Annotated in this window: 1 protein-coding gene and 1 pseudogene; one reads left to right on the top strand and one right to left on the bottom strand. The window is 67.0% G+C overall.

Translation table 11 applies throughout. The features are described from left to right. Window positions 1-121, top strand: a pseudogene (locus PGX04_RS05395) (class I SAM-dependent methyltransferase); the annotation flags it as partial. Between the two features lie 296 nt (window positions 122-417). On the opposite strand, the gene PGX04_RS05390 reads toward PGX04_RS05395, so the two are convergent. Next, a partial coding sequence (locus PGX04_RS05390; protein ID WP_273737564.1) for an ATP-dependent DNA helicase occupies window positions 418-2,135 on the bottom strand: 1,718 nt, incomplete at its 5' end.

Here is a 2,135-nt window from a genome sequence, read left to right as displayed (position 1 = left end):
CGAGCGCCTCGCGGCGGCCGCCGACGAGGCCGGGCGCGGACTCGAGGTGCTCGAGAAACGGCGGGTGAAGAGTCACAGTGCGGGTGTCGACCACGTCGTCGTCGACGCGCGGTTCGAGTAGCGGTGGGCGGGGGACACGGGAACGACAGCGCGCGCTCGAGGTCGCGACGCGCTCAGGGGCAGCCGGTCGACTCCGGTCGTGACATTGATAGTTGCGGGCCCTCTGACATCGATCATGAACAGGAATCAGATCATCGCGCTCATCTTCGCGTTCCTCATGATGTCCTCGATGATCGCGTGGAGCGCGATGTCCCTCTTTTAGGGAGACCGGTTGGACGCGTCGCACGCGGACCGATCGAGTGAGCGCGGAGACGACTGCGGAACGCGCACGCGCTTCGAAACCCGCGTACTCAGTTTCTACTCGTCCGTGTCCCAGACGTCCGCTAACGGGCTCGATCGGGACGATTTCCGCGACCGGTGCGACTGCGACGATTGCCGATCGGTCTCGTCGCCACGCTGGGTATCCGTCGTCGCGCTTCGTCCCGTCCGCGAGGATCCGTCAGCGACACTGGCTCCGCCACCCGACACCGTCCCGCTGAGCGCCGCCTGCGGCTCGAACGTCGGGAGATCGGGGCGCGTCATGCGATCGACCTGCGCCTCGAACCACTCCGGCATGTCCGTCCGGGCGCGCTCGAAACAGTCCACCAGACTCGAGTCCGCCAGATAGGTCGCCCCGTAATCGTCGGGCGCGCGAACGACCCGGCCGCAGGCCTGAATGACGGTTCGGAGCGTCGTCCGGTAGTACCACGCCCACTGCCCCTGCTCCAAGCGATGTGCCACCCGCGAGTCGCCGGTGTTGAGGAAGGGCGCCTTACAGAGGACCTGCCAGCGGCAGAGGTCGCCCTTGAGATCCAGCGCCTCCTCCATCTTCACCGAGAGGAAGACGTCGGGCTCGTCGCTGGCCTTCCAGGCCTCGAGTTCGGCGTCGCGGCCGTCGCGGTCGTGCGTTCGAATCCGGTCGCCGACGCCGAAGTCGGAAAGGAGGTCGGCGAGGCGCTCCTGAATGTCGTAGGAGTGGGCGTGAACCAGCCCCTTCTCGTCGGGGTGGTGTTGCATCAGCCGGACGATCGTGCGGGCGATCTTCGGCGTCGTCTCGTCGCGCTCCTCGTAGGTCATCTTCCCCTGCGTGACGTCGTACAGCGGCCGGTTCTCGACGGGGAAGGTGTGGTCGACGTCGACCAGTGCGACGTCGTCGGGATCGAGTCCGACCTGTCGACAAAAGGCCGCCTTGTTGAGGATCGTCGCCGAGAGGAGGGCGAACTTGTTGCCCCGGTCCCAGACGGTGTGCTGAAGGTACTTCTCGGGGTTCATCGGCTTGATCGTCAGCGGGCCGCCCTGCGGTTCGTCGCCGTCGGCATCGCTGCCGTCGGAACCGGCGTCGCGACCGCGCGACTCGGACTGATCGACCAGCCACGTCGTCGGACTCTGCGGGTCGCGGAAGTCCGAGACGAACCACTCGAGTTCGCCGATGAGTTCCTGCAGTCGATCGCGTTCGCTCACCTCGGCGGGGGACAGCGGATCCTGCTCGAGCAGGTCGTCCTTGCGGCGCGTACAGGTCTGTGCGAGGCTCTCGGCGTAGCGGACGGCTCGCTCGATGGAGTCCATCTCGGGGACGCGCAGCTCGTCCCAGAACGGGACGGTTCGCGGCCCCAGTTGAATGGTCGCGTACATCTCGGCCCACTCGGCGAGGCCGTGGGCCTCGTCGACGACCACGACGTCGCGTTTGCGGAAGACCTCGCTGCCCGCCGTCTGCATGAAGTAGGCGAGCGTCATCGCCGCGATCTCCCGGTTCGATGCGATCGCGCGGTCGGAGAAGTACGGACACCGGTGTTTGACGGAACAGTCGTACCCGCGCTCGCGAACGCAGGGGGCCTGATTGACCGGCGTGTTTCGCTCGTTCGGCAGGATGCAGGAGTAGTTGGATTTCCCCCGGATGACGTTGAGATCGGCCAGCAGGTCGTCGGCCGCCACGTCGTCGAGCTGCGAGACCTGCGGGGTCGTGTAGTACGCACCGGTCGCGTCGCTGGGGTCGCCCTCGTCCGCGTGCCGGGCACACCCCGCGACGGCGCGAGCCA

The sequence above is a fragment of the Natrinema soli genome, from assembly GCF_028618695.1.
The sequence above is the reverse complement of the archived record's forward strand: the minus strand, read 5'-3'. Positions and strand labels throughout refer to the sequence as shown.